The following is a 25859-nucleotide window of genomic DNA, read 5'->3' on the forward strand; positions in this document are numbered from 1 at the left end:
TTCCTCAACAAAATTTTAGCCCACAATTTTTGTCCACATAAGTGGGCATTAGTTTTCACAAATAGGTCATTTATGGAAATATTAATCGTACTTGTAATTATTTTTATTTTTACAGTTATACCTATAAAAATAGGTGCAAATCTTTTAAAGATTGAAGGAGCAACTTTAGGTGTGTGTTTTATTGCCGTTATTCTTTCAATAATTGCTAGTATATTGGCTACTGTTTTAATTGGTGAAGGATTCTTTCCTAGTTTTATTGCTTTCCTGATTACTGCTGTTTTTTTCTCATGGCTGTTTAAAACGAATACCGTTACAGGTTTCGTGCTTGCCGCGATTAGTATTGCTGTTCAATTCGGTATTGCATTAATTGCTGTTGGTTTGGGGGTTGCACTAGCAATATAAAACTAACAAAATAATTGGACTCTCTACACCACTCAGCTAATTTGTAGTTGTATGTGCTCATGGCTCAGGGAGCACAAAACATGGAATACGTTATTATCAATGTTGATTTAGCTGTAAAAGTTATTTATCAGTTTGCGTTTATGTAAATAAAAAAGTGTAATCGAATACGAGCATGATAATAAAGACACCCATCTTAAATTATTATTAGCTTGTATTAGTCAGCTCAAGGCGCGTTATTTTTAAGGAGTTGCAATTGTTCAGTTTAAAAGTAGACAATGAAATTAAGTTATCATTAATTCAAAAGTCTTTTGCTCCAATATACGCAAAATTGGTCCAAGAGAATTTACCTTATCTTGAGCAGTGGTTAGCATGGCCTACACATTGCAAAATTGAACAGGATTTTTCTTCATTTATAAATAAATCCCTTCATGATTACGCCGATGGAAAGTCAATGGTCTGTGCCATATTTTATAATGAAATATTAGTTGGCAATGTATCCTTCAATACGATTAATAATGAATTAAAGAAAGTCGAAATTGGTTATTGGCTTACAGCATCAGCTCAAGGTAATGGTATAATTACTCGTGTTTGTAAAAAACTTATAGAAATAGCATTTGATGAATTACTAATGCAAAAAGTTCAAATATCAACCGCTACTAAAAATTTGGCTAGTAGAGCTGTTTGTGAGCGTCTAGGCCTTAAACAAGAAGCTGTTATTGCTAATGCTGAAAATCTAAATGGACGAATTGTTGACCATGCAATTTACGTCCTTCATCGCACATAAACATAAATAATAACAAAGAAATACACTTTAAAAATTGTTGTGAAAGCGGCTTTATTAAGTTATTTTCTTGATCGCTTTTCAACTTTTGCTTCACTCGCTCCCTTTCTTTTCTGGTAAAAGGAAGAATGTCGCCGATAGGACGAAAACGCTCCTAATAAATAGCTAGCTGTCAGGGTGAGCTCAGACGAAGCAAAACTCGAGCTTTATCAATCCCCCTTAAGCATCAAAAAATGCGTAGGTTCTTGTTTCAATACTTTGTCTTGGTTTGTTGTGCTCGCCCTGATTAGCTAATGGGAAGGCTGTATGCATCGCAAAGCGAGCGCTTGTTGGTTCACTATCAAAACCTTTAATTAATACGGCTTCGGTGCCATCCATCTCTGGGTAGTAATACCATTTTTGGTGTTTATTCTTTTTCAGTGCGAAAATCTCACCTTGATGCTTTTGTGTTGAGTGCATATCGTTAAATGAAATATTAGCCTTTACTAAATCGTTATTATCTAGCGTAGAGAAATCTAAAAATGCTAAGGGATCTTTCTCTATCACGCCATCAATTGAACGCCATAGGTTTATTTGAACCATGCGCTTTCCTGCAAAGCGTTTTAGGATAGCTTCATCCAATACGGTTTGTGCTCTTATCGGTCCGGTTTGATGTGTGTAATCGTTATGCACATGGTAAGCAGGATGACGGTTGGAAGCTTTAATGCCACGACGTACTGTATGATCAAATGCAACTACATGCGCTGCGCCCGTCTGTGCTTTTATCAAAGCTTCCACTTGCGGATAATAGTCAGCTTTAACCGTTTCACTTTCTAAAAAATCAACTTCATTGGGTTTAAAATGGGTGAGCTGAAAACCAGCGTTGTCTAAGTTAAAAACAGTCTCTGTTGAAACCGCCCTTGCATTGATTACTTCCGTTTCTTCGAAGCCATAATGTGCGCTATATTCTTGCTGCTCATCAAAGCCAGAATAATTGATCACGGGTGTACCTGTAGCACTTGCCTTAATAAAATGAAGTGTTGTTTTTTCAACTGTATTAGTACTCATATCAACCTCTGCTATTTAACTCTAACTATCAACTGCTGTTCACTCTCGTTGTTAGTTATCCAAATTAAACCCAAGCTATCTATCGATAGGTAATTATAGTTATTAAAGATTAATTAGTTACTAATAGCAATCTATATTAGCCATTTTTTAGTGCGCTCTATAAAAATGAAGGTGTGAAATTAAAAAAGTAATTAAAAATCAATAAATTAAAAATTCAACTAAATGAGCTAGCTATAAGGTGAGTTTGATATGAGTACCGCCTTTTGCCTAAAACTCACAGCAAAGGTTTTGGATAAGAGACAATTAAATTAAAATACTTTGGTTTAGGCAATAAGTGGGTTATCAAAATAGTAAGCAATAAATCGTGAGGAAGTACTTAATAGGATATGGCACTGGATACACTTAACATTACCGAGAACTAAGTGTACCCGCGAAACTTTTACTGAGTCGCTAGTTTAAAATAGCTGTGGTCATTTAATGCCTTACTGATCATCATTGCACCTTCTAATGTGCTAACGGTAAGGATAGCTGCATGTAATGGTTCGTTTTCTCCATTAGCAATATGCGCTTTTTGTAACCACGCTAAGTTCAGGTCAAAAAAACGTTTTACTTCTGAACGAACCTTTTCAGGTAAGCTTTCATTTTGAGCGCCTAACAAACCACATAAACACATTTTGTCATCGTTGAGTAACGCACTTCTGAACAGTTGTGTATAAGCTTCAATAGGATCTTTATTCGCAGCTTTAAGTTCATCCACATCGCCTAATGCTCCTAAAAAAGCATTCGTATATTGATGAGCTAACTCAGCGCCTAAGTCCGCTTTGGTAGGGAAATGGTAGTGGACACTGGCACTTTTTATACCCACTTCATTAGCGATTTCTCGGAAACTGAAATTATTATAGCCACCTTGTCTTACTTTATCTTCTGCAGCTTTTAATAATGCTTCTTTTTTGCTCATTCTTGTATTCCCCATCATTGAATATAAATTATCAAGCAGAGCATCACTATTTACAAGTAATAATGTATTCTGAGTAAGGCAGTTAACCGCCAAGATCCCTTTTAAAGTTGACTTATAAACAATTAAACCATATAACTACCTATCGATAGATAACTACTGTAGCAAAATTGGAGGTAATATGAAAATCGCAGCTGATTTTAGTCAACGCGCTGTTGTACACAGCCAGCTTCAAGAGTGGATAGCATCACCTATGGCGGGCGTTTACCGCAAGCCCCTCGATAGAGTAGGCGCTGAAGTAGCAAGAGCAACCACCATCGTTCGTTATGAGCCAGGCAGTAAGTTCAGTGAACACACTCACACCGGTGGTGAAGAGTTTATTGTGCTGGAAGGTATTTTTGAAGATGAGCACGGACAATTCCCTACTGGTTCATATATACGAAACCCACCACAGTCTCGCCATCAACCAAGCTCCAAAGGCGGCTGTACTATGTTGGTAAAACTTTGGCAGTTCGATGCAAACGATCGTACACATGTTCGTTTACAGATGAATAAAATGGGTAAAACACAACTTCATGATAATAACCAAGTTGCTGTCACTCCACTTTATTTAGATAATATTGAAGAAGTTAGTGTATTGCACTTTCAAGCAAATGCGACCTACTCGCTTGAGGCAAAAGGCGGCGCAGAGTTATTGGTACTTGAAGGCTCAGCACAAGAGTCTACAGATACCTTAAATAAACACAGTTGGTTGCGTACTCCAATAGGCAGTAACTTGCAGCTCGAAGCGGGTGAACAAGGCGCAACGATATGGGTTAAGACTGGACATTTAACACAAGTTGAAGAACAAATAGCACGCGTAACAAATGCATAATTCTATAAATGGCCACTGTTTAAGTGGTCATTCCTTCCTTTAAAGCAGCTATTACAACTCCCCAAAACTAATAACCTAGCAACACATCACTTAATATAACTTATTGTTATTGTTATTAAAGACATTAAAAATTTAAACATATACGTTGTTTAAAGTCACGTTTTAGCTAGGATTTTTTAAAGGGGTTATGACGAGAAGATGGTTTAGATAGATTGGTTTTGCTGTTAGAAAAAGAAAAAAGCAAGAACACTGTTGATACCAATTATATTAGTGTAATTGATATAAGCTGCTCTTGCTGAAAATGAACTAATTCACTTAGGTCATGTGGAAGAAACAAAGTTTGTTGCCATCCAAGTCATAAACGTATGACCCATAGAAGAAGTCAAAACGTTGACCTGGTTCACCGGCGTCTGTTGCACCTAGTTCAATAGCTTTATTGTAAAGCGCTTGTGCACCTTCAATTGAACCACCAGGAATAGCCACTTGTTGACCGTTACCAGCACTTTGTGGGTTGTTATCATGAGGAGTACAAACAGCTAGCATTGCGCCACCAGCATCTGTTCCGTAGAACTTAATTCTATCCATTTCTAATAAAATTTTACCGCCAACTAACTCAAGTAGTTCATTGTAAAAAGAAACTGCTTTATCTAGGTCTTTTGAACCAATCGTAGTGTATCCAATCATAATTTAATCCCTGTTTTAAAAAGATGAAGTAACGTTATTTAAGTCTCAATCAATAGCCACTTGGTAACGTTGTGTCGTTGTTAACGACACGAATATTTGCATACCTACCGATAGATAGTCAATCTGTTTTTTAAAAATAAACGCTATCGAATAACAAGAAAAGTGATGAATATTCAAAAAGATGGTTTAAATAGCTTTAATAATCAATAAGTTATATTTCATTGGGAAAAGTTATTTTTTATAATAAAGTGTGATCATAACCAAGCGATTAAGATCATCACTTAGAATATGCACAATAGAAGGGGAAAAATAGAAGTATTAACTGCCCATTACAAATAGTAAAAAGCAGTTAAGAAAACAGACTAGAGGTATTAAACAATCGAGGATTGTTGTACTAAGTTATAACCGTAAGCAGCAATAATTAAGACCAATACGCCCAACCCTTTTAATAAACCTTTTTTATTAACTTGTGGCTCAATTTCACAACGCTTTCCAAATAAAAAATGCCCGATTATTCCCGCAAAAATACCATAAATAAGCGCGACCATATCAGTTTGCTTAGCAACAACAAATGGGTCATACAAATGATGAATTAACTCGCTGGTTAATAAAGGAATCTGCACTAAAAAGGTTTGAGTAAGTAGCATATAAGTAATAAAAAAAACAAATATAGCAAAGGGTAATCGGTAAGGAATAAGTTTAGATTCTGTCATTTTTTTCTTCTGTTTAATTAGGGTAAAAAATAATTGGTTATCGTATCGATAATCAAATTTATTTCATCTTAATAAGTATCATCATATTAGTCATTGATTATTGTTGATTATGCCACAGCTTACTCTTTCATATGTGAGCTAATCCCCTATTTACCCTCAGTTCTGGTTAATGAAAGTGAAATATTATATAAAATCAGATAGTTAAATTATTTAATAGGCAATACAGATATCAAGCGATGCCTAGACAAAACAATAAATAACAATTAACTATCAATTATTAAAATTAAAACGATTTTACCTATTGAATTAATGCTCGTATATTAGCTAAAAAGTTTAATAGGGACATCAAATGAGCCAAATACCAGTACCATCATTCGCCAATACACCTAACTGTGAAGCAACCCAACCCGTTAAAGAAACTGCACTTGTTGTTGAAGGTGGTGGTCAGCGTGGTATTTTTACAGCAGGCGTATTAGATAGCTGGTTAGCCAAGGACTTTAATCCTTTTTCTATTTTAATTGGTACTTCGGCTGGAGCTCAAAACCTATCAACTTACATGACTCGTCAATCAGGTTACGCTAAACGATCGATTATGCAGCTTTCAAGAGATCCTGAGTTTTTTAGTATAAAACGTTCTTTTACTAAGCGTAATGCAATGGATCTTGATTGGTATTTTGACCGTGTTAGTGAGCCAGAATATCAGCTCAATATGCAATGTGCAGAAAACCAATTAGTGAATCGTCAGTTACTTTTTTCAGCGACAAATATGAATGGCTTCTGCCCTACATTTCTTGAACCTACGGCAGACAACTGGTTAACCATGCTCAAAGCATCCAGCGCATTACCTTATTTGTATAAAAAAGGCGTGGCAATTGGCACTGACCACTATGTAGATGGCGGCGTAGCTTTACCTATTCCGATTCAAGAAGCGTATAATCGCGGCGCGAAGAAAATCATTGTTTTACGCACAGCGCCAACGGATCGTAATGTAGGTTACCCGTGGGCACGAAAGTTAAAGTCTTGGGTTTGTAAATCCAATAAATGTCCGAAGGTATTAGATATTATTACTGGCTATGAGAATGCTTATAACCAAGCCATTAGTTTTATTCAGCAGCCACCTGAGGATGCACAAGTGATTGAAATATCTCCGCCTACAAAGCTAGCCAGCCGTATTTTAGGCAGCAGCGATAAAGCGTTAATGGCAGATTATCAATTAGGTTTTGAAGTGGGTCAGGCCTTTTTACAAAGCCAGTCAGCACAACTATTTAAAGTGCATTAATTGATACAAAGGTAACATGGTAATCGCCGTTTTATCTTTGTTTGTATTGTGTGGAGCAGTAAGCTCGGCTAACTTCAGGCGACCTTAGTTTTAAGTGTTTGGTTTTTCTACCACTGACTCTCGCACGCCATAATCTGAAGCTACCTGGCTTTAATTGCCCACGCATAAAACTAATTAATGCTTTTTCACTTAAACCAAATTGATCTTCAATTGCTTCAAAAGGCGTTCTATCTTCCCACGCCATTTCAATTACTCTTGATACTTCACTTGCTGTCAGTGCCATTGTTCTTTCCATCAAATTTAAAAAATCTAATACGAAAGTACACGTGACAAGGTTTAATCTTTGCTTATTTTTCATTAAAAACTGATTTTAATAACGGTAATAAATTTGTCATCTTACTGCTTTAGTCTAGAGCTCGATTTTTATTCCCCCCTTTAAATAAATGAAAAAGGTAATAAACATGACGGACTTATTAGATAAAGAAACGGACTTTAGTAGCATGATTGACGCACGTTTATCACGTCGTCGTTTCTTAATGGGCACAGCAGCAATTGGCGCAGGTGCATTTTTAGCAGTTAGCCCAGTAGCAAAAGCGATTGCTGCAAGCATGGACAGTAAGCTTTTAAACTTTACGCAAATTCCGACTTCAACCAGTGATTCTGTGATTGTTCCTAAGGGTTATAGCACTAGCCAACTAATGTCATGGGGCGATCCGATTTTCCCTGATGCACCAGCATTCAATGCTGATGGCAAACAAGATTCTCAAGCACAAATGATGCAATTTGGTGATAACACTGACGGTATGAGTGTTTTCCCATTATCAAAAGATCGCGTAATTCTTGCAGTAAACAATGAATATACGAACTACCAATTTTTATTCTCACATCAAGGCAAAGCAATGACTGCTGATGATGTTAAAAAAGCTCAGGCGGCTGTTGGTGTGACGGTTGTTGAGTTAGTGAGAAAAGAAGGTAAATGGGTAATGGACCCAACAGGTAAAGCAAACCGCCGCATTACTGCAAACACTGAAATGCATGTAACCGGCCCAGCTGCTGGTCATGATTTATTAAAAACAAAAGCCGACCCAACAGGTAAGAAAGTATTGGGTACATTTAATAACTGTTCAAATGGTCACACACCATGGGGCACTTACATTACTTGTGAAGAGAACTTTGATGATTTCTTCGGTTCTGTAGATGAAGCATCACTGACTGATGACCACAAACGTTACGGTATCGTCGCAGAACAAAGTAAATACCAATGGCACAATTTTGATGAGCGTTTTGACCTTGCTAAAAACCCAAATGAGCCAAATCGTTTTGGTTGGATTGTAGAAATTGATCCAAATGATCCAACGTCTACTCCATTAAAACGTACTGCACTAGGTCGATTTAAACATGAAAACGCTGCAATCATGGTCAATGATGATGGCCATGTAGTGGTTTATTTAGGCGATGATGAACGCAGCGAGCATTTATATAAGTTTGTCACTAAACATAAATACCAAGAAGGTAATGACCAGGCAAATCGTCAACTACTTGAAGAAGGTACGTTATTTGTTGCTAAATTTGCTATGCATGCCGACAAGTTGGAAGGCGAAGGTGAATGGTTAGAATTAACTTACGGTAAGAATGGTTTAACTAAAGAAAATGGCTTTAATAGCCAAGCTGAAGTGATGATTTTTGCTCGCCGAGCTGCAACACAAGTAGGCGCAACAACAATGGATAGACCTGAATGGGTTGCTATTCACCCAGATAACAAACATGTTTTCTGTACTTTAACTAACAATAAAAACCGTGGTGTTAAAGAAGGTCAAGATGTAGGGGGCCCTAACCCACGTGCAGAAAACCATTACGGTCAAATTCTACGTTGGGCACCAACTAAATCTGACCATACCAGCAATACCTTCACATGGGATTTATACTTGGTAGCAGGTAATCCAACGGTTCATCAAGGTGATTTATACGCAGGTAGTGCAAACATTAATAAAGACAATATGTTTAACAGTCCTGACGGTCTTGGTTTTGATAAAGCAGGTCGTTTATGGATTCAAACTGACGGTGATTTCTCAAACAAAGGTGACTTTGCAGGACAAGGTAACAACCAAATGTTATGTGGTGATCCTGAAACTGGTGAAGTACGTCGTTTCTTAACTGGCCCTGTTGGTTGTGAAGTGACTGGTTTAACTTTCTCTGAAGACCAAAAAACCATGTTCGTTGGTATTCAACATCCGACAGGCCATTTCCCGGCTGGCGGCGATAGTAAGCCACGTTCAACAATTATGATGATCACTAAAGATGACGGTGGTGTTATCGGTAGCTAATACCGATATTCCGTTCGGTTATATCTAGCCGAGCCATACTTAACTATTAGCTCAATAAAGGGGAACCTATCTGCATAAGGTTCCCTTTTTTATTCCTTTTAAAACGCTTTATTTATCGATCAGTGCCACAATCAATAAATCCACAGAAGACGTATTAACAAGCCCTCCGACTGTTGGACTAACCCTGCTCCAAAAATCATGGTGGTGGCCGCAAATAATTAAATCAATACCCGCCTCTTTCACAGGAGTTTCTAAGCTATGACTAATATCGCCATTCACCACATAAGTGTGGGCAACATCATAATCAAGCTCAGAGGCTAATGTTGTTAATTGTTGGGTAAGCTCTTCCAAGTCTGGGTAGGCGGCTAATCCTGCAAGGCTTAAATCCATTAAGCCTGTAAAACCATACTCTGCGAGCAGTTGATTAACATGGACCAGTGACAACTTAGCACCGAGTGATTTAGCCAAGTTAACACCTTTATCGATCACTAATTGATTGTCTTCCTCAAAATCTACAGTAACTAAAATATGACGGTAACTCATGGGTAACCTCCTTCTTCAACATATCACTTTATAATATTAGTACTAAAGAGGAAGTGAGCTTGATGCCACCAGCACATTACTGCAAAATTTAAGGCTTTTTCGCTGTTCTAATGATTTAGATCAAAGCTAGAAAAACGATATAAATGGAAGAAGTTAGTTATGTAAGGTGAGTTATGTAAGATGAGTAATGAACAAACTAAATCGCTCACATGAAGAGGATAAAACTAAACTATTTTGTGCGACAAAATAGTTTAGTTTTTGGTTGATTTGGCTGAGTTAAACAGCTAGTCATTTAAGGCTTCATCCAACTCTTTGGCAATCCCTTCAGCGGCTAGCATGCCACGGTTTAGAGACCAAAGTGCTGAAGACACCTGCACCATTTGTCCTGTTTTACTGATTTTAAGTAATTTAAATAACGAATTATTTTCCCAGCTTTCCAACACAGTAACTGGCTTGCTTCTCACATAAAACAACCAATCTGGGTTTACTTTTAACAATACTTCTAAGTTAGCTTGTATTAAGTGATTATCCTGTAAATCAGGTAATGCTGATTTCAAACCAAGGTAACTAAATAGACTGCCAGTAAAAGACAGTGGTCCATGCATCCACATGCCACGTTCATTAACCGTAGTAAATTGAATCGTTTCTTCACTCTTGAAACGTTCACGATAGCTATCCATTAACTGTTTATGTTGGCTAATACGGGCTAACATTTCTGACTCTTTACCTACTGCTTTACCAATCACTTTAGCGGCTTCCAAAGCATCAAGGTAACTTTCTCCACGACTTTTTAGCAACATAGTAGGAGCTATTTGAGAAAGATCTTGATAACTAACACGGTGGCGATAAATATCACCAATAATCAAATCAGGTTTAAGACGTGCAATTACTTCTAGGCTAGGCTGCGAGCGCATGCCGACCGAAGTCCATGGGTCAAGTAACTCACGTACAGCAGGAATGATTCTTTGCGGATCTAAATCATCTGCAACACCAATCGGTGAAATACCAATTGAAGCAAGTGCATCAATAAATGAATACTCTAATACCACAATACGTTTAGGCGCTTGTGGCAAAGTTAACGTACCCAGTTCATGCTCTACTTCAATACTTGCCTGTACTGACAATGCAGTACAAAGCAGTATTAAAGCGCCCAAAAGGCGCTGATAAGTAAGCTTAAACACAGTTAGAATTTACCTGATAAACTGAAGGTAATATTACGTGGATCACCTGCGTAAATATTAGTATCACCAGAACCACCGTAGTAATAGATTTCATTAAATAAGTTTTCAATATTTAATGAAGCGCGGTAATGCTCAATTTCATAATGAAGACCAATATCAACAGTTGTATAACCTGGTAGTTTAACGCGGTCTGTTGAGTCTTCATCAGTATAACGAGAACCCTCGTAGTTTGCCCCTAATGTAGTCCCTACGATACCGTCAGCAATTTTGTATGGGAAGTTATACTTAGTCCACACATAAGCATCATGTAGAGCACTCGCAGCAGTACGGTTGCCTTCAATATTATCATCAGGGTTATCTGACACTCTAGCATCAACGTAAGCATAACCTAGTTTAACCTGCCAGTTCTCTATCGGCATCATTAACAGCTCTACTTCAACACCGGTGCTCTTAACACCACCTAACAGCTCATCTTCCCCAGTTGATAAGTTTTCTTCAACGACGTTAGTTTTCTTGATATCAAAGTAGGCAATAGATAGGTTAGCTTTGTTATTAAATAAATCGGTCTTCGTTCCCACCTCATATTGACGACCTTTTTCAGGGTCGAAATGGTCACCGTTAGCATCAGTGTCTTCGATACTATTTGGGTTAAAGCTTTCACCATAACTAGCATATAATGAAGTTGCTTCAGATAAGTGATAAACCACACCAGCTTGAGAAACAAAAGCATCGCTCGAGCTTGAATCAGTTATCCCTCTATCTACTCTTTCAAAATCAGCATCTTGACGGGCATATCGAATACCAGTCATTAATGTCCAAGTCTCATTTAAATAAATTGTATCTTGCAGATAAGCTGCGTAGTTCATGTACTCTGTAATACGATGGTTAACACTCGAATCACCTTCATGCCCAGTTAAATCTGTTGGATTAGAGAAATCTACAGTACGAGCATCATCATAAGTTAAACGATCAAAATCTTTTTGTTCATAGCCAAAACTTAAGCCAGCTAATAACTGGTGCTCAACTTCACCCCACCACAAACTGCCAGTGGTTCTAGTATCAATAAAGTGATATTGACGTTTATTATCATTCTCACGGTCAACTAAGCTAACAGTATCAGTAGTATTATCAACTGAAGTTGTTCTGTAGTATTCACGAGTATCTTCATGCCACACGCTTCGCCAATCAACTGTAATATCAAAGTCATCAGTGACCAAGGTATTAAAAGTAGCAAAAGCCACCAAACCTTTATCTTCACCATTATCATCAGCAGATTGATAATGTGTATCTATTTTAGCAATTTGATTGATATCGTTATCTAATACAACTAAACCATCATCAGGAACGCGTTGCTCAGTTTGTAATTCCAAACCAAAGGTTAATTCTGTTTCATCACTTGGACGATAAGTTAACGTTGGGAAAAAGTAATAATTTTGAGAGTCAACATCATCTCGATATGAATTATTATCTTCAGCACTTACTATAAAACGGTATAACCATTTTTTATCATCCGTTAGTGGACCTGTTGCATCTATCGATCCTGTAAAACTATTGTCATCACCAAATTCACTAACGCCAGTACTATAGCTATTACCTGAGATATCAAAACTAAATGATGCTTCTTCTTGTGGTTTTTTAGTGATGATATTCATCAAACCACCTGGCTGTACTTGCCCGTACATAATAGAAGCAGGGCCTTTTAAAATTTCTATACGTTCAACATTAGCTGTTGTTGGTGAACCAAAACGAGAAGCTAAACCCGGTAAACCATTCACTTGAATGTTATTAAGGTCAGTATCAATACCACGTAAGCTAAAACTATCAGCGTTTGTACCTGATTGACTTAACCCAGTTGTATAACCATAAGCATCTGATAAAGATTCCGCACGGATATCCTGTAAAAACTGTTGGTTAATCACATTGACCGTCAACGGTGTATCTTTAGGGTCAACGTTACTCTTAGTGGCAGTGCTTACTTCTGGGTTTAAATAAGAGTTTTGTTTACCTACAACCACCATTGTATCGAGTTCTGTAGCGGTTTCTTCAGCAGATACGTAAGAGGTTAATCCCAAAATTAGGGCGAGGCTGTGTGTCACAGGATTGATAGCAAATTTCATGGTAGATTGCTCATGTTGTAGTTTAGGTGATAGAAAATCCGTTTAAGGCCTTCTGCATACAATTTTTTGGTTCAACTCACTCATTCCAGTAGTGTCTGAACCTATATGCGAATAGTATTGATAATCCATATCATTAACAAGAGAAAAAGTCGTTTTGACTAAGTTAAATCCTTTTATTTGATATTGATTGTTATTACTCTTTAAAATAGAATCTTCGACATCTAACAGGTGATATGACTTTTGTTGTAAGGCCTAAGCGAATAAACAAGGTAGCTTCTTCCTTCACTTAGGTATTTCAAAATATTATGCCCCTCTCTATTCGATATATTTTGCTCTTTGTTTGCGTATTTACTTTGCTCTTATTTAGCTTTGCTTATTCTCTCATTGCTTGGTCTAGCTTCCCGCTTGACCTGTCACATATCTCAGCTTATTTATTTAATTTCGACAGTCAGAGCATTGAACAGCAAATATTAGCAACCACGCGTATCCCGAGATTATTAGTAGCAATATTAATTGGTACAAATTTAGCGGTAGCTGGAGTGTTGATGCAAGGCTTAACCCGCAACCCACTTGCTTCACCTTCTATATTAGGCATTAACTCAGGCGCAGCTTGCTTTATGGCGCTAGCAAGTATTGGTATTAATGTTTTAGGGGAAGTATCAAGTTTGGTATCGGCATCGGTTGGCGGTTTAATTAGTGGTGCATTAGTGATTTTTCTAGGCGGTTTTTTCTCAGCTCGGAGTAACCCATTAAAATTAATTTTGGCGGGGATCGCGATTAATGCTTTATTGATTGGAATTACTCGTGCAGCAATTATCTTAGCGGATGATAGAGCATATAGCGTGATCACTTGGTTATCAGGCTCTTTAGCAAGTATGGATTGGCAACAATGGCAGCAGTTATGGCCAACCAGTCTGGTTGGTTTAGCTATTGCAATCTATGTTGCTAAAAATCTTAATCTGCTCGCACTAGGCAATGAAGTCGCCACCAGCTTAGGTATTAATATCGCCTTTACTCGTTTTTTATCTTGTCTGGCGATTATTTTATTAACCGCTTCTAGCGTTGCGGTAGTTGGGCCAATCGGCTTTGTTGGTTTAATCGTCCCGCATATTGCAAGACGATTAGTGAGCAACAACTATCTCTTATTACTGCCTATTAGTGCATTATTAGGCAGTTGTTTAATTGTTTGGGCAGATGCCTTATCACGTGGTATTGCCTTTCCAGCTGAAACGCCTGTAGGTGTGGTCACCGCATTAATTGGCGCACCTTTTTTCGTATTCCTCAGTATTAGGAATAAAGCCCTATGAGCCGTTTAAAACTCACTTCGCTATTACTTCTTTTATTGTTAATTGGCGTTGGCAGTTTATTTGTTGGTGCCTCAACGCTTTCTGGAAAGCAGATCATCGATACCTTACTGCATAGTGGCGAATATGATTTCATTGTTAATCAATACCGTTTACCTAGATTGTTATTAGCGATTGGCGTTGGTGCAGGCTTAGGTTTATCTGGCTCTCTGATTCAAGGTGTTATTCGTAATCCTCTTGCTTCCCCTGATTTAATGGGAATTAGTGCAGGTGCAGGATTAGCAGCCACCAGCTTATTAGTTTTTTATGCAGCAGCACCGGTTTATCTATTACTTTTAACCGCCCTATCGGGTGGTTTAATTGCCGCCGCAGTTATTTTATTGATCGCCTATAAAACTAAACCAACACCGATCAGACTCGCGTTAATAGGCATTGCGATTAGTACTTTCCTATCTAGCGGTATCGATTTTTTAATTATCGTCAACCCAGTTGAAATGAATACTGCGATGGTTTGGTTAACGGGTAGTTTATGGGGAAGAAACTGGACACAAGTACCTATTATTTGGGCGACACTTTCCGTTGTTCTGCCTTTTGCATTTTGGTTAGCATGGCGATTAGATGTCATGGGACTCGGTGAAGACTGTGCAACGTCCCTAGGTATTCGCCCCTCTAGGTTACAATTAATTGCACTATTAACGGCTGTGATCTTAGCCAGTATTAGTGTTGCAGTAGCAGGAACGATTGCTTTTATTGGATTATTGGCTCCTCATCTTGCACGTATGTTATTCGGGCATAATCATAAATACCTGATTCCTGCCTCGGCTTTACTAGGGGCTTTGATGTTGATTATTGCAGATACATTAGCAAGAGGCTTACAGCCGCCACTGGAATTACCCGCAGGTGTATTAACCTCATTAATTGGCGCCCCCTACTTCATCTTTTTACTACAACGTTATAAGGCTTGGTAATGATCTCTACGGAAAACCTCACTGTCTCCTATGGAGATAAAACCATTATCCAAGATCTTAACTTAACCTTACCTAAGGGAAAAATCACCGCTTTAATTGGCCCTAATGGTTGTGGTAAATCGACTCTATTAAAAGCGTTAGCCCGTATTAATAAAGCCAGTGCAGGGCAAGTATTACTCAATAATCAACCTTTACAAGCCTTCGCCGATAAACAATTAGCGCAACAGCTATCTTTATTACCGCAAATACTCACCACACCTGAAGGCGTAACCGTGCAACGCTTAGTAGAATATGGACGCTCTCCTTATATTTCTCATTGGGGTAAGTTAAATAACCAAGATAAGCAGCTCGTTAATCAAGCGATGCTCGAAACAAAAGTCAGTGAATTTGCAACATAAACTGCAAGTTCCCTTTCAGGTGGTCAAAGACAGCGAGCTTGGATTGCTATGGTACTAGCCCAAGATACCGAAGTGGTGATGTTAGATGAACCGACTACTTATTTGGATTTATCACATCAAATTGAGTTGATGAAACTAATGCAGGCAATGAAAGCCAAAGGTAAAACTGTGATTGTTGTCCTGCACGACCTTAACCAAGCTTGCCGTTACTGCGATCATCTTGTAGTGATGAAACAAGGTGAGGTAGTTGCAGAGGGTGAACCAGAAGTTGTCTTCACTGAACAGTTATTACAAGATGTATTTTCTCTCGCGGCAAAAGTGGTTCCAGACCCTATTGCCAATACGCCGATGTGCGTCGCTTATTAGGCAATAAAATAAATATCTTTCAATTTCAATCTGATAGGCATTTAATAACACAGTAATATAAAGTATTTATCTTAATTATCTTTAAGAATAGGAATATTCTGTGAATAAAACACTCTTAGCAACGCTCGTTTCATAGACTCTTATTATCACAGGCTGTAGCGATAAAGATGACAGCTATTCAGCGACTCTACGTATATTAGAAACATCAGACATACATGCCAACGTGATGGATTACGATTATTATAAAACCAAACAAGATATTACTATTGGCCTCGCGAGAACGGCTAGTCTTATTAATATGGCACGTAATGAAGTTGAAAATACTTTGTTAGTTGATAACGGTGATTTACTGCAAGGCAGTCCTATGGGGGATTATATTGCAAGTGAATTTAAGCAAGGCCGCGAATTCACTCTTCACCCTAGTTACAAAGCAATGAACCTATTAGATTATGAAGTTGGTAATATAGGTAATCATGAATTTAACTATGGTTTACGCTTTCTTGAAAAAGCGATCAATGGTGCAAACTTTCCTTATATTAATGCCAATGTGTATTGTCAGTCAGATTGTTGGGAAGATAAAAGAGAAGGCGATAATCTATTTACGCCTTACCTAATCAAAACAACCGATATTATTGATAATGAAGGTGTAAAACGCACGATTAATATTGGTTATATCGGTTTTGTGCCTCCGCAGATCCTGCAATGGGACAAACAAAATCTCAATGGCAAAGTCACAGTAAAAGGTATTGTAGAAACCGCACAAAAATTCATTCCTGAAATGCAAGCAGCTGGCGCAGATCTGATTATTGCAATACCTCACTCAGGTATAGGATCAAGTGAAAACCCAAATAATGTTCATGCTGAAAACGCAACCTACGCCTTAACGACAGTGCCGGGAATTGATGCGATTATGTTTGGCCATAGCCATTCAGTTTTTCCTAGCCAACAATTTGCAGAAATACCTAATGTTAATATAGAAAAAGGGTTAATTAATGGTATTCCTGCTGTTATGCCAGGTCGATGGGGTGATAACTTAGGGGTGATAGATTTTAATTTAACTTACAAAGATAACAAATGGCTAATTAACGATGCAAAGTCTGAATCTCGCCAAATATTTAAACGTGATAAACAAGGCACTAAGGTCGCATTAGTAGAAGCAGATAAGAAAATTCATGAGGCGGTTGCAGAAGACCATAAAGGCACATTAGCTTTTGTAAACGCTCCTATCGGTAAAGCAGATAGTGATATGTATAGCTTTTTAACTTTAGTACAGGACGACCCGACAGTTCAAATAGTGTCTGATGCGCAGTTACGTTACATCAAAGAACAAGTAGCAGCATCAGATAATAGTGCGTTAAAAGGCCTACCTATTTTATCCGCTGCAGCTCCTTTTAAAGCAGGTGGTCGCCATAGTACGGCGTCCGATGTTGATGCTTACGTTGAAGTACCTAAAGGCGATTTAACTTACAAAAATGCGGCAGATTTATATCTTTCCCCCAACACAGTAGTTGCATTAAAAATTACTGGAGAACAGGTAAAAGATTGGTTGGAGTGCAGTGTAAATCAGTTTAATCAAGTTGATAGCACTTCCACTGAACCGCAATATTTAATCAATTGGCAGGATCACCGCACCTATAACTTTGATGTGATGGATGGTGTTAATTATGAAGTTGATGTTACTCAACCAAATAAATTTGATGGTGATTGTGCTGTTATTAATCCTGATGCTCAACGTATCATTGATTTAAGCTATACAGACGATCAAGGTAAGACGTTAACAGGTGACGCATTAATGAAACAAGAGTTTATTATTGCAACCAACAACTACAGAGCATTCGGTGGGAAATTTGCAGGAACAGGCGCTGAATACGTAGTGATGGAACAACCCGATACCAACCGAGATGTACTATCCGCTTACATCACAGCAGAAACTAACAATAATGGAATGGTTGATCCATCTGCCGATAACAATTGGGATTTTCTAGATATTAAAACAGATACCACCTTAGATGTTCGCTTTGAAACCCAAGATAGTGAATTAGCAGACCGTTTTATCATTGAAAATGCACAACGCACATTAACCAAACGAAGTGAACCAGATAACTTAGGCTTTGCTGTTTATAATATTGATTTAAAAGCGCAATACACTAAAGATTAATAAACGTAAAAGCGAACCAAATGGTTTAATGCCTGCCAGTTACGGACTGACAGGTATTAAACAACAAGGAGATGTTTTTTAATTAGCTTCTTAATAAAGTTTAAAACTAATTAACTAAAGAAGCAGTATATCGACGTCTAATCGCGATTAAAGTAAGCGCAGACAATGCAATAAACCCAAGGCTACCGCCACTAGAGCTGCTTGACGTTGTAACTGTTTCAATTACATCATCTGAAGTATCAATTTCATCTTCTGTAGTTGTATCCGATGAATCCTCGACTACTTCATCAATATCAGTAACTTCGTCTGATGTATCAACGACTTCTGCATCACTATCATCATTTACTAATAGTTCAGCTGTAAACGTACTATCGCTAGTAATGGCATCATTTAAATCAAACTCTATTTCACAACTTGCAATAAACTCTTCCGTTGAAAATAGGAAGTTATCACTACAGGCATCACTAAGGTTAATGGTATCGCTGTAACTTTGATCATCAAAAGTCAAACTACCAATATCTGAATAGGTTTCTAAATCGTCACCATATTGATACACACTTAATAAACCTGCAGTAAAGGTTCCGCTATCCGCATCATAAGTCGCAGTTCCCTCTTCAACCACCTGAATACCATCAATATTCTCCAAAACCCAAGAACGTAAATTACTGACTTTGGTATAAACACCAGGTGAGTTTGCACAAGATGAAGACCCCCAACTCACTAAACCTACCAATGTTAATTGCCCATCAAGATCGGCAAAAAGTGGTCCTCCACTATCTCCAGAACAGCTATCAACTTCAATATCATCATCTTCGGAATAACCAGCACAGAACATATTATCAGTGACTAAACTTCCCCAACTACATTGATTGGCAGGAATAAATGGTAAATCACCTTCTTGAAGAGTAGTGGGTATAGTTTCTTCCGGAGTAGCATCTTCTTCACCAGACATTTTCCCATAACCTATGACGGTCAGTATATCCCCTTCTTCGATAGCATTAAATTGACTCGCTAATGGTAATGCAGGCCCAGGTTGATAATAAGCTGATTCTAATTTTAATAACGCTATATCATAATCATAAGTATCCGTGTCATAGTCAGGCTGAATAATGATATCGCTTAAATCATACACAGAGATATCTGCTTGCTCTGCTATGTTGGTTGTCGAATAATGCGTTGACTCACCTATTACTACACTAAAATCTGCAGCATCGAAAGCAATTGCATTGCCATCGCTATCATCGGTGTCATAAACACAATGAGCAGCGGTGGCTATCCAATTCGAACTAATTAACACACCGCCACAAATAAAATTACCAGAACTATATATAGCTACCATCCAAGGGTATTCTCGCTCAGCGTCATCACCACCAACAATGTATGTGGTTGGTGTTAGTGAAAACGTGTCACTGTCGACAGTGCCTTCTACTTCTGTTGAAAATCGTAGTGAGTAACTCTCATATTCATCCGCTGCGAATGAAGATGAAGACAAACCTAAAGTTAAACTGGTCGCACTCATTAAAAATGCTGATATTTTAGTGGTTAACGTCATAATTATGTTCGCTCTATCCATGTAATATTCAAAGACACATTAGTCTAAAAAATGTTATTTATCATTATAAAAATGACAATTTCAGTGGTGTTCTAATTAGTTTATTAACAGTATTATTAATTTCATAATATGCGTTATTTATAAAATAGAAGTGTTAACAAGAAAAGTATTTACGGTTCAAAAAATAGTTTAACAAGCTCCATTATTGAACTTGAAATACTCAATTATAGCTATATCTTGATAATTACCCAGCTACCCTTTAAGAAAAAATAGATTAATAGCTATTACAATGTATTAAAATTATTAATAAATAATATAAATCAATTGCTTACTAAAAATTAATTTAGAAAACTTTTATCTATAATTTTGATATAAAAGTGAATTAATTTTTCCTGATAAAAAGGAACGTGCGTATCTAGCAACAACATGTGGAAGTATTATTTTCATAAAATGGTACCCAAAACTCTACCGACTATCTCGATGGATAAAATGATTCACTAGTTTTTTAATACTTGCCATGCTTCACAGGCTTTCAGAAATTTATCTTTATCTCCAGTTACTCTATCTGGGTGCAATTCCAGTGCTAATCGACGCCATTTTTTTCGTATTTGTTGTTGTGTAGCTTGTGTTCCTAACCCAAATATTTGTAACGCATTGCTCTTATCAATGGTGCTTATCGAAGGACTAATAGTTTGATGATAACGCTGCCAAAAGCCTGTCAACATAGCTTCTATGTCATCTGAGTTTGTTTCAAAATTCTGCCAATCTAAATAGTAACTACGTAATGCAGAAGTTTGACCAAGCGCTCGCTCAATATTTTCAGGAAGGTATTCAGATAATTGAATGTTCATTGCTTCAACTTGCAACCACTGGGCTGGCAATAGTATCGCTTGTAGTTGGTATAAGGCATTCATCAACAGGAAATTTCTTTTAAATAAGTCTTTATTTGGGTCCTTATCTAGCTTTTCCAATAACCCGTTTTTTTGCAACTCTATAGCGAGATGGTGAATTTGACTGCTTTCTTCGCTAGCTTCAATTAAGGCTAATATCGGCCAGACTAACGGGTTTTCAATATTGTTATCCATGAATATTTTCAACCACCTAAAATATCAATAAAAAAGCGAGTATTGATAATGAACAATACTCGCTTTCTTTGTCAACTTAATTGCTAAGTCTTAAATAGTTTTAAGGTGTTATTAGCTGATACGTTCAAATAATAAATCCCATACCCCATGACCTAAACGGTGGCCACGAGATTCGAATTTAGTCAATGGACGCCAATCCGGACGCGGAGCATAATCGCCCTCAGTACTAATGTTTTTGAAGTCACTTGCAGCTTGCAACACTTCTAACATGTGCTCTGCGTAATTTTCCCAATCTGTCGCCATGTGGATAACACCACCAATCGCTAATTTAGGGCGCATGTTTTCAATGAATGCAGGTTGCACGATACGACGTTTATGATGGCGTGCTTTGTGCCAAGGATCAGGGAAGTATAATTGAAAAGTCGACAGGCTTTGATCTGGGATCATAAACTCTAACACTTCAACCGCATCGTGATTCATTACACGTAAGTTAGTCACCCCTGCTTCACCTGCGTCCGCTAAACAAGCACCAACACCTGGGCCATGTACTTCAATGCCTAAGAAGTTTTTCTCTGGTGCATTTTTAGCCATTTCTATCAATGACTTACCCATACCAAAACCAATTTCTAAAACAACAGGGTTAGCGTTACCGAATAATTCAGTAAAGTCGATCTGTTGTTCTTGGTAATCTACACCCATGGTTGGCCATAAATCATCAATAGCAGTTTGCTGACGTTTAGTCATGCGTCCTTCACGTTTAACAAAAGAACGAATTTTACGAATATACTTTTCTTTCGTGTTTTCAATATTGTTGTCTTCTGTTCCATTATCTGTCGCAGACTGGTCATGCTCTGTCATTTTCTTACCTTTCAGTTTTGATCTTCGGCTAATTATCCGTGCATTATGCAATGTTATATTAATTGTGCAACTCTGCTAGACTAGCGCTCTTTTTTATTATCGAAGAGTTTCTAGTGAGTGAGTTGCATTTTAGCCAAAGAATCAATGATTGGCACCAACAACATGGCCGTAAAACCTTACCTTGGCAAATAGATAAGAGTTTATATAAAACCTGGGTCAGTGAAGTTATGTTACAACAGACGCAAGTGGCGACTGTGATCCCCTATTTTACTAAATTTATGCGCTCATTTCCTTCTATTTCCTATTTGGCGAATGCGCCTATTGATGAAGTGTTACATCACTGGACAGGATTAGGCTACTACGCTCGCGCACGCAACTTGCATAAAGCTGCACAAATCGTCAGAGATCAGTTTAATGGTGAATTCCCTGAACAGTTTGATGACGTGTTAGCGTTACCGGGTATTGGTCGTTCAACAGCAGGTGCAGTGTTGTCACTGACACTGAATAAACACTTCCCTATTCTTGATGGTAATGTAAAACGAGTACTAACACGCCATCAAAAAATAGAAGGTTGGACTGGCGAGAAAAAAGTTGAAAATCAACTTTGGGCACTGGCAGACAAAGTCACTCCTAAGAAAGACACTAACGTTTTTAATCAAGCGATGATGGATATGGGAGCAATGATCTGCACACGCAGTAAACCTAAATGTCGCGAGTGCCCAGTATCCGATGATTGTTTGGCATTAGCAGATAACTGCATGACAGATTACCCAACGCCTAAAGCTAAAAAGAAGATCCCGGTGAAAACAGCCGTGATGTTAGTATTAAAAGATAAGCAACAAGCTATTCAGTTAATACAGCGACCTCCGACTGGTATTTGGGGGGGATTATGGTGTTTTCCTGAGTTCACAGATAATGAGTCGGCATTAGCTAGCTTAACGAATATTGGCATAACCGAATATAACGCCACTGAGTTAGCGACTTTTCGCCATACTTTTAGCCATTATCACTTTGATATTTCACCAATACTTGTGGAATTTAGTAAACAAGATAGCCAACAAGTCATGGAACAAACTGGCCAGCTTTGGTATAACTTACAACACCCACAAAAAGTGGGATTAGCGGCAGCAACTAAAAAAATATTAAATACCGTTAATAAAATAACGCACAAGGAATAAATGATGTCTCGTACTGTATTCTGTACCTATTTGAAAAAAGAAGCGCCTGGTTTAGCGTATCAATTAATTCCAGGTGAAGTTGGTAAACGCATTTACGACAATATCAGTCAGGAAGCATGGGCAATATGGCAACATAAACAAACCATGTTAATTAATGAGAAAAAATTAAACCTAATGCAAGCTGAAGATCGTACTCTGATCCAAGAAGCAATGGTTGGTTTCTTGTTTGAAGAAAAAGATGTTGAGATCGAAGGTTTCAAACCTAAAGATTAACGTAACTAGATTAGGTGTTCACAATTAGAGCACTTAACGTTCAAAGCACAAGCAAACACGTTAAAATGTTAATAAAACTGTAAAAATAGGTTGACGATACACGCTAAAGTCTATTTAATACGCCTCGTTCCTGATTAGTTAGCTCGGTCTGTTGTTTAAGACAGAGTTGATAGGAAAAGATGCTTCGTTAGCTCAGTCGGTAGAGCAGAGGATTGAAAATCCTCGTGTCCTTGGTTCAATTCCGAGACGAAGCACCATTATTTAAGTTTATTGATTAGTCGATAAACAAGAGCGAAAGCTCAGAACGGTTTATGTGCCGACTTAGCTCAGTAGGTAGAGCAACTGACTTGTAATCAGTAGGTCACCAGTTCGACTCCGGTAGTCGGCACCATTTACAAAACATCGTAAGATGTTAGAATTTATTAAATCAGTTAATAAATCAAAAGTTTTGCTTCGTTAGCTCAGTCGGTAGAGCAGAGGATTGAAAATCCTCGTGTCCTTGGTTCAATTCCGAGACGAAGCACCATCATTTAAGCCTCAAGCATGAAAATGTTTGAGGCTTTTTTGTATCTGCTCGGAATGTCCTTGGTTAGCTCTTTGGTTAAAAATCAGCGAGACGAAAAAGCATCATTAAAGGATCGGCTTCAACATTATTTGCGCTTTTATTTTCAAAATAGCCTGTCATTTAAGGCTTTTTGGAAACACTTTAGAGCAAGTTATTTTATAACGATTCCTCAGCCTCAAGCATGAAAATGTTTGAGGCTTTTTTGTAACCTTATTTAAAATTACTGATAGCCCATTCGATGTTTTAACTTTGGGCCGCTAGATTGTTCGTGCTTTCTTTGATTTTTATTTTGTTGTAAATAACAATTGCGATAATGATTTACCCACTAGTACTCGTTAAGGTAAATATTAGCTTTGTTATTAGGGTAACGAATGATTGTAACCAGTACACTTCTTTCATTTACTTTTGCTACGCCTCAATTCAACAATTAATTAACACGCTAGATATAACCATTCTCTTTGACATATAGACATAAAATTTTAGCCTTACGGCAAACTAACAGGTAAGCTCATCATTTATTTTGGTTATAAGGTTTATTGAGTGTTTTACGAAGGTACTGAAAAGCGATTATTCATTTGCACTAAAGATCTCAACCTTTTAACGCTTAAACAAAGCTTTTGGCATGATTTGGTGTCTTATGCTGGCGCTGAAATCATCTCTAATATTAACAACTACCACGTTAGTGCCTACTTGTTATCTGAATCTAGCTTATTTATCTGGGAAGATAAATTACTGCTGATAACCTGTGGTAATACACAATTAGTTAAAGCAGCTTTGTTTATCCAACAACAATTAACCAAGCAAAAGATATCGACACTGATCTTTCAACGCCATCAAGCCCTCAAACCGCAATTACAAGCCACAAACTTCCAACAGGATAGGATATTATTGGAAAAGCAGTTTAATGGGCACCTGCAGCATTGTAGAGATAATTATCAAGGGGATCTGTTTGTCTTTGGTGAGATATCTACACACACTATCCCTACACAGGGGATTTATATGTTACATGGCTTACGTGGTGAGTTTGCAGAGAGTTTACAAGGTAAGCATATGGATAAAGCGTCTATTTTAAAGAGGTTAAAGTTTACTGATTTCTTTGATAGCTTGACGATCGACCACTTCAGCTTTAAACCTAAAGGCTACTCCCTGAATGCGATTAACCAACAAAATTATCTGACCATTCATTTAACGCCAGAAAAACTGAGCACTTATTTAAGCATTGAAACCAGTTTAACAGAATCACAATGCGCCCCTTTTATTAAACATTTAGAGGCGCTGTTTTTGCCAATCAGTCTTAAAAGAATTCAATTCAAGACCGACAACCAACAATTAACCATCATCAGTGCCTAAGGCTCTAATAAAAAAACAGCATCAACACTATCTGTAATAGTAATTTGATTATTTTGATAGCTTGAAGGCATTTGGTCACTCTCCATTGCTCGCATCAACACAGGACGAGCGCTACTTGCTCGGTAGTTGATAGAGAAAATATCACCCAAGGTTGCTTGATAGTTATCCGCTAACCCTTTAGCTTTGTTAATTGAATCTTGTACTGCTAAATTACGCACCTTCTTTTGCCATTGTTTTGGATCTTTTAACGCGTAATTAATTTGCCCAATATTAGAAATATCGCTTTTCACTAACACTTGTAAAAACTGATTTACTTTAGTCACATCATCTAGCTGGTAACTAAGGTTACGAATAGCCTTTACACCAATTTGTGTTCGCTGCTTTTCGATATATTCAAACTCTGGACGAATTTGAATATCTGCACGTTTAAGTGATGCTTGAGAGAAACCGCCCTCTTGTAAAGCGGCCAATATATTATCAACTTGTTTATCAACAACTTGCTTAGCATTATCACTATCATTTTCCACGGCAACAGACTGAAACTTAATGCTTACCGTATCAGGTTTCACTTCTAGCTTAGCTTGACCTGATACTGAGATATGAGGTTGAGCAGGCAGACTATTAGCGTTAGCCCAAGAGAAAGGGGTAAGTAGGCAAATCAACAACGCAAGGTTTGGTTTTTTCATGGGGTTCTCGAATTAATAACAAAGGAATACAGTAATAATCAATTGACCCATTTAATACGTAAAAGTTCATCTTTTTTTTACAAAAATAAAAAAGAAAATAATTTAAAAACTGTTCTCTAATACAGGAATTTAACTGACTGATTTTAAATTATTTTGTAATTGTCAATCATCTGCTAATAATTAAAGTTAATGATAACTACTTGCATTAAAAAGCATGA

The 25859-nt window shown here is 37.6% G+C and carries 23 protein-coding genes, 3 tRNA genes and 1 pseudogene; 15 read left to right on the forward strand and 12 right to left on the reverse strand.

Going from position 1 to position 25859, the window contains the following annotated elements:
• The first annotated feature begins 72 nt into the window (after positions 1-72).
• Together V5290_RS13245 and V5290_RS13250 are read left to right on the forward strand one after the other, a co-directional pair.
• Positions 73-402 (forward strand): hypothetical protein, encoded by a 330-nt coding sequence (locus tag V5290_RS13245; protein WP_333386621.1) that lies wholly within the window; start codon positions 73-75, stop codon positions 400-402.
• 253 nt (positions 403-655) lie between these two features.
• A complete protein-coding gene (locus V5290_RS13250; protein WP_333386625.1) occupies positions 656-1186 on the forward strand; it encodes a GNAT family protein in 531 nt (176 codons plus the stop codon).
• Positions 1187-1402: 216 nt separating this feature from the next.
• Here V5290_RS13250 and V5290_RS13255 read toward each other — a convergent pair whose 3' ends face one another.
• Positions 1403-2230, reverse strand: coding sequence for a CmcJ/NvfI family oxidoreductase (locus V5290_RS13255; RefSeq protein WP_333386627.1), 828 nt, complete (start codon positions 2228-2230; stop codon positions 1403-1405).
• A 439-nt stretch (positions 2231-2669) separates the two neighbouring features.
• Positions 2670-3188, reverse strand: a complete 519-nt coding sequence (locus V5290_RS13260; RefSeq protein WP_333386630.1) for a TetR/AcrR family transcriptional regulator — start codon at positions 3186-3188, stop codon at positions 2670-2672.
• Between the two features lie 178 nt (positions 3189-3366).
• Between V5290_RS13260 and V5290_RS13265 the strand changes: the two genes are divergently transcribed.
• On the forward strand, positions 3367-4059 hold the full coding sequence (locus V5290_RS13265; protein WP_333386632.1) for a cupin domain-containing protein: 693 nt from the start codon (positions 3367-3369) through the stop codon (positions 4057-4059).
• Between the two features lie 315 nt (positions 4060-4374).
• Here the strand turns inward: V5290_RS13265 and V5290_RS13270 are convergent, their stop codons facing one another.
• Together V5290_RS13270 and V5290_RS13275 are read right to left on the reverse strand one after the other, a co-directional pair.
• Positions 4375-4743 carry a VOC family protein gene (locus V5290_RS13270; protein ID WP_333386635.1) on the reverse strand — a complete coding sequence of 123 codons (369 nt, stop codon included), beginning with the start codon at positions 4741-4743 and terminating at the stop codon, positions 4375-4377.
• A gap of 371 nt (positions 4744-5114) precedes the next feature.
• The gene (locus tag V5290_RS13275; RefSeq protein ID WP_333386638.1) at positions 5115-5456 is read right to left on the reverse strand and encodes a hypothetical protein; all 342 of its coding nucleotides are present in this window, start codon (positions 5454-5456) and stop codon (positions 5115-5117) included.
• A 349-nt stretch (positions 5457-5805) separates the two neighbouring features.
• Between V5290_RS13275 and V5290_RS13280 the strand changes: the two genes are divergently transcribed.
• A complete protein-coding gene (locus V5290_RS13280) occupies positions 5806-6735 on the forward strand; it encodes a patatin family protein (RefSeq protein WP_333386641.1) in 930 nt (309 codons plus the stop codon).
• A gap of 31 nt (positions 6736-6766) precedes the next feature.
• Here V5290_RS13280 and V5290_RS13285 read toward each other — a convergent pair whose 3' ends face one another.
• Entirely contained in the window at positions 6767-7018 is a 252-nt protein-coding gene (locus tag V5290_RS13285; protein WP_333386644.1) for a TIGR03643 family protein, read from the reverse strand.
• Between the two features lie 178 nt (positions 7019-7196).
• Here V5290_RS13285 and V5290_RS13290 point away from each other — a divergent pair, with 178 nt between their 5' ends.
• Complete coding sequence (locus tag V5290_RS13290; protein WP_333386647.1) at positions 7197-9059, forward strand: PhoX family phosphatase; 1863 nt, start codon at positions 7197-7199, stop codon at positions 9057-9059.
• Positions 9060-9167: 108 nt separating this feature from the next.
• Here the strand turns inward: V5290_RS13290 and V5290_RS13295 are convergent, their stop codons facing one another.
• From V5290_RS13295 to V5290_RS13305, 3 genes are all read right to left on the reverse strand, one after another.
• The gene (locus V5290_RS13295; protein WP_333386650.1) at positions 9168-9602 is read right to left on the reverse strand and encodes a universal stress protein; all 435 of its coding nucleotides are present in this window, start codon (positions 9600-9602) and stop codon (positions 9168-9170) included.
• Between the two features lie 284 nt (positions 9603-9886).
• Positions 9887-10783 carry a Fe(3+) dicitrate ABC transporter substrate-binding protein gene (locus V5290_RS13300; protein WP_333386654.1) on the reverse strand — a complete coding sequence of 299 codons (897 nt, stop codon included), beginning with the start codon at positions 10781-10783 and terminating at the stop codon, positions 9887-9889.
• 2 nt (positions 10784-10785) lie between these two features.
• Entirely contained in the window at positions 10786-12900 is a 2115-nt protein-coding gene (locus V5290_RS13305) for a TonB-dependent receptor (RefSeq protein WP_333386657.1), read from the reverse strand.
• Positions 12901-13205: 305 nt separating this feature from the next.
• On the opposite strand from V5290_RS13305, the gene V5290_RS13310 reads away from it, so the two are divergent.
• The 4 genes and pseudogenes from V5290_RS13310 (at position 13206) to V5290_RS13325 (ending at position 18094) form a co-directional block, all read left to right on the forward strand.
• The gene (locus V5290_RS13310) at positions 13206-14207 is read left to right on the forward strand and encodes a FecCD family ABC transporter permease (RefSeq protein ID WP_333386660.1); all 1002 of its coding nucleotides are present in this window, start codon (positions 13206-13208) and stop codon (positions 14205-14207) included.
• Positions 14204-15172, forward strand: coding sequence for a FecCD family ABC transporter permease (locus tag V5290_RS13315; protein WP_333386663.1), 969 nt, complete (start codon positions 14204-14206; stop codon positions 15170-15172). The genes V5290_RS13310 and V5290_RS13315 overlap by 4 nt, the downstream gene beginning before the upstream one ends.
• Positions 15172-15936, forward strand: a pseudogene (gene fecE, locus V5290_RS13320) (Fe(3+) dicitrate ABC transporter ATP-binding protein FecE). The gene V5290_RS13315 and the pseudogene fecE overlap by 1 nt, the downstream one beginning before the upstream one ends.
• 142 nt (positions 15937-16078) lie before the next feature.
• The gene (locus V5290_RS13325; RefSeq protein ID WP_333386813.1) at positions 16079-18094 is read left to right on the forward strand and encodes a bifunctional 2',3'-cyclic-nucleotide 2'-phosphodiesterase/3'-nucleotidase; all 2016 of its coding nucleotides are present in this window, start codon (positions 16079-16081) and stop codon (positions 18092-18094) included.
• Between the two features lie 106 nt (positions 18095-18200).
• Here the strand turns inward: V5290_RS13325 and V5290_RS13330 are convergent, their stop codons facing one another.
• From V5290_RS13330 to trmB, 3 genes are all read right to left on the reverse strand, one after another.
• The gene (locus V5290_RS13330; protein ID WP_333386667.1) at positions 18201-19646 is read right to left on the reverse strand and encodes a serine protease; all 1446 of its coding nucleotides are present in this window, start codon (positions 19644-19646) and stop codon (positions 18201-18203) included.
• A 497-nt stretch (positions 19647-20143) separates the two neighbouring features.
• Positions 20144-20731 (reverse strand): DNA-J related domain-containing protein, encoded by a 588-nt coding sequence (locus V5290_RS13335; protein WP_333386669.1) that lies wholly within the window; start codon positions 20729-20731, stop codon positions 20144-20146.
• A gap of 111 nt (positions 20732-20842) precedes the next feature.
• Positions 20843-21589 carry a tRNA (guanosine(46)-N7)-methyltransferase TrmB gene (trmB, locus tag V5290_RS13340; RefSeq protein ID WP_333386672.1) on the reverse strand — a complete coding sequence of 249 codons (747 nt, stop codon included), beginning with the start codon at positions 21587-21589 and terminating at the stop codon, positions 20843-20845.
• 113 nt (positions 21590-21702) lie between these two features.
• Between trmB and mutY the strand changes: the two genes are divergently transcribed.
• The 6 genes from mutY (at position 21703) to V5290_RS13370 (ending at position 24955) form a co-directional block, all read left to right on the forward strand.
• Complete coding sequence (gene mutY / locus V5290_RS13345) at positions 21703-22767, forward strand: A/G-specific adenine glycosylase (RefSeq protein WP_333386674.1); 1065 nt, start codon at positions 21703-21705, stop codon at positions 22765-22767.
• A 3-nt stretch (positions 22768-22770) separates the two neighbouring features.
• On the forward strand, positions 22771-23040 hold the full coding sequence (locus tag V5290_RS13350) for an oxidative damage protection protein (RefSeq protein ID WP_333386677.1): 270 nt from the start codon (positions 22771-22773) through the stop codon (positions 23038-23040).
• A 181-nt stretch (positions 23041-23221) separates the two neighbouring features.
• A tRNA-Phe gene (locus V5290_RS13355) sits at positions 23222-23297 on the forward strand.
• Between the two features lie 58 nt (positions 23298-23355).
• Positions 23356-23431, forward strand: a tRNA-Thr gene (locus V5290_RS13360).
• A 59-nt stretch (positions 23432-23490) separates the two neighbouring features.
• Positions 23491-23566, forward strand: a tRNA-Phe gene (locus V5290_RS13365).
• Between the two features lie 579 nt (positions 23567-24145).
• Positions 24146-24955, forward strand: a complete 810-nt coding sequence (locus V5290_RS13370; RefSeq protein WP_333386680.1) for an S-adenosylmethionine decarboxylase — start codon at positions 24146-24148, stop codon at positions 24953-24955.
• Here V5290_RS13370 and V5290_RS13375 read toward each other — a convergent pair.
• Complete coding sequence (locus tag V5290_RS13375; protein ID WP_333386683.1) at positions 24952-25641, reverse strand: SIMPL domain-containing protein; 690 nt, start codon at positions 25639-25641, stop codon at positions 24952-24954. The genes V5290_RS13370 and V5290_RS13375 overlap by 4 nt on opposite strands.
• Positions 25642-25859 lie beyond the last annotated feature (218 nt).

Origin of the sequence: Psychromonas arctica (assembly GCF_036697365.1) — a bacterium.
In the GTDB taxonomy this organism is placed as follows: domain Bacteria; phylum Pseudomonadota; class Gammaproteobacteria; order Enterobacterales; family Psychromonadaceae; genus Psychromonas; species Psychromonas arctica_A.

Excerpts from the sequence above, each read along its gene's own strand:
- V5290_RS13245 (WP_333386621.1), top strand. The coding sequence starts at position 73 with ATGGAAATATTAATCGTACTTGTAATTATTTTTATTTTTACAGTTATA.
- V5290_RS13255 (WP_333386627.1), bottom strand. The coding sequence starts at position 2,230 with ATGAGTACTAATACAGTTGAAAAAACAACACTTCATTTTATTAAGGCA.
- V5290_RS13260 (WP_333386630.1), bottom strand. The coding sequence starts at position 3,188 with ATGAGCAAAAAAGAAGCATTATTAAAAGCTGCAGAAGATAAAGTAAGA.
- V5290_RS13265 (WP_333386632.1), top strand. The coding sequence starts at position 3,367 with ATGAAAATCGCAGCTGATTTTAGTCAACGCGCTGTTGTACACAGCCAG.
- V5290_RS13270 (WP_333386635.1), bottom strand. The coding sequence starts at position 4,743 with ATGATTGGATACACTACGATTGGTTCAAAAGACCTAGATAAAGCAGTT.
- V5290_RS13275 (WP_333386638.1), bottom strand. The coding sequence starts at position 5,456 with ATGACAGAATCTAAACTTATTCCTTACCGATTACCCTTTGCTATATTT.
- V5290_RS13280 (WP_333386641.1), top strand. The coding sequence starts at position 5,806 with ATGAGCCAAATACCAGTACCATCATTCGCCAATACACCTAACTGTGAA.
- V5290_RS13285 (WP_333386644.1), bottom strand. The coding sequence starts at position 7,018 with ATGGCACTGACAGCAAGTGAAGTATCAAGAGTAATTGAAATGGCGTGG.
- V5290_RS13290 (WP_333386647.1), top strand. The coding sequence starts at position 7,197 with ATGACGGACTTATTAGATAAAGAAACGGACTTTAGTAGCATGATTGAC.
- V5290_RS13295 (WP_333386650.1), bottom strand. The coding sequence starts at position 9,602 with ATGAGTTACCGTCATATTTTAGTTACTGTAGATTTTGAGGAAGACAAT.
- V5290_RS13305 (WP_333386657.1), bottom strand. The coding sequence starts at position 12,900 with ATGAAATTTGCTATCAATCCTGTGACACACAGCCTCGCCCTAATTTTG.
- V5290_RS13310 (WP_333386660.1), top strand. The coding sequence starts at position 13,206 with ATGCCCCTCTCTATTCGATATATTTTGCTCTTTGTTTGCGTATTTACT.
- V5290_RS13315 (WP_333386663.1), top strand. The coding sequence starts at position 14,204 with ATGAGCCGTTTAAAACTCACTTCGCTATTACTTCTTTTATTGTTAATT.
- V5290_RS13330 (WP_333386667.1), bottom strand. The coding sequence starts at position 19,646 with ATGACGTTAACCACTAAAATATCAGCATTTTTAATGAGTGCGACCAGT.
- V5290_RS13335 (WP_333386669.1), bottom strand. The coding sequence starts at position 20,731 with ATGGATAACAATATTGAAAACCCGTTAGTCTGGCCGATATTAGCCTTA.
- trmB (WP_333386672.1), bottom strand. The coding sequence starts at position 21,589 with ATGACAGAGCATGACCAGTCTGCGACAGATAATGGAACAGAAGACAAC.
- V5290_RS13350 (WP_333386677.1), top strand. The coding sequence starts at position 22,771 with ATGTCTCGTACTGTATTCTGTACCTATTTGAAAAAAGAAGCGCCTGGT.
- V5290_RS13375 (WP_333386683.1), bottom strand. The coding sequence starts at position 25,641 with ATGAAAAAACCAAACCTTGCGTTGTTGATTTGCCTACTTACCCCTTTC.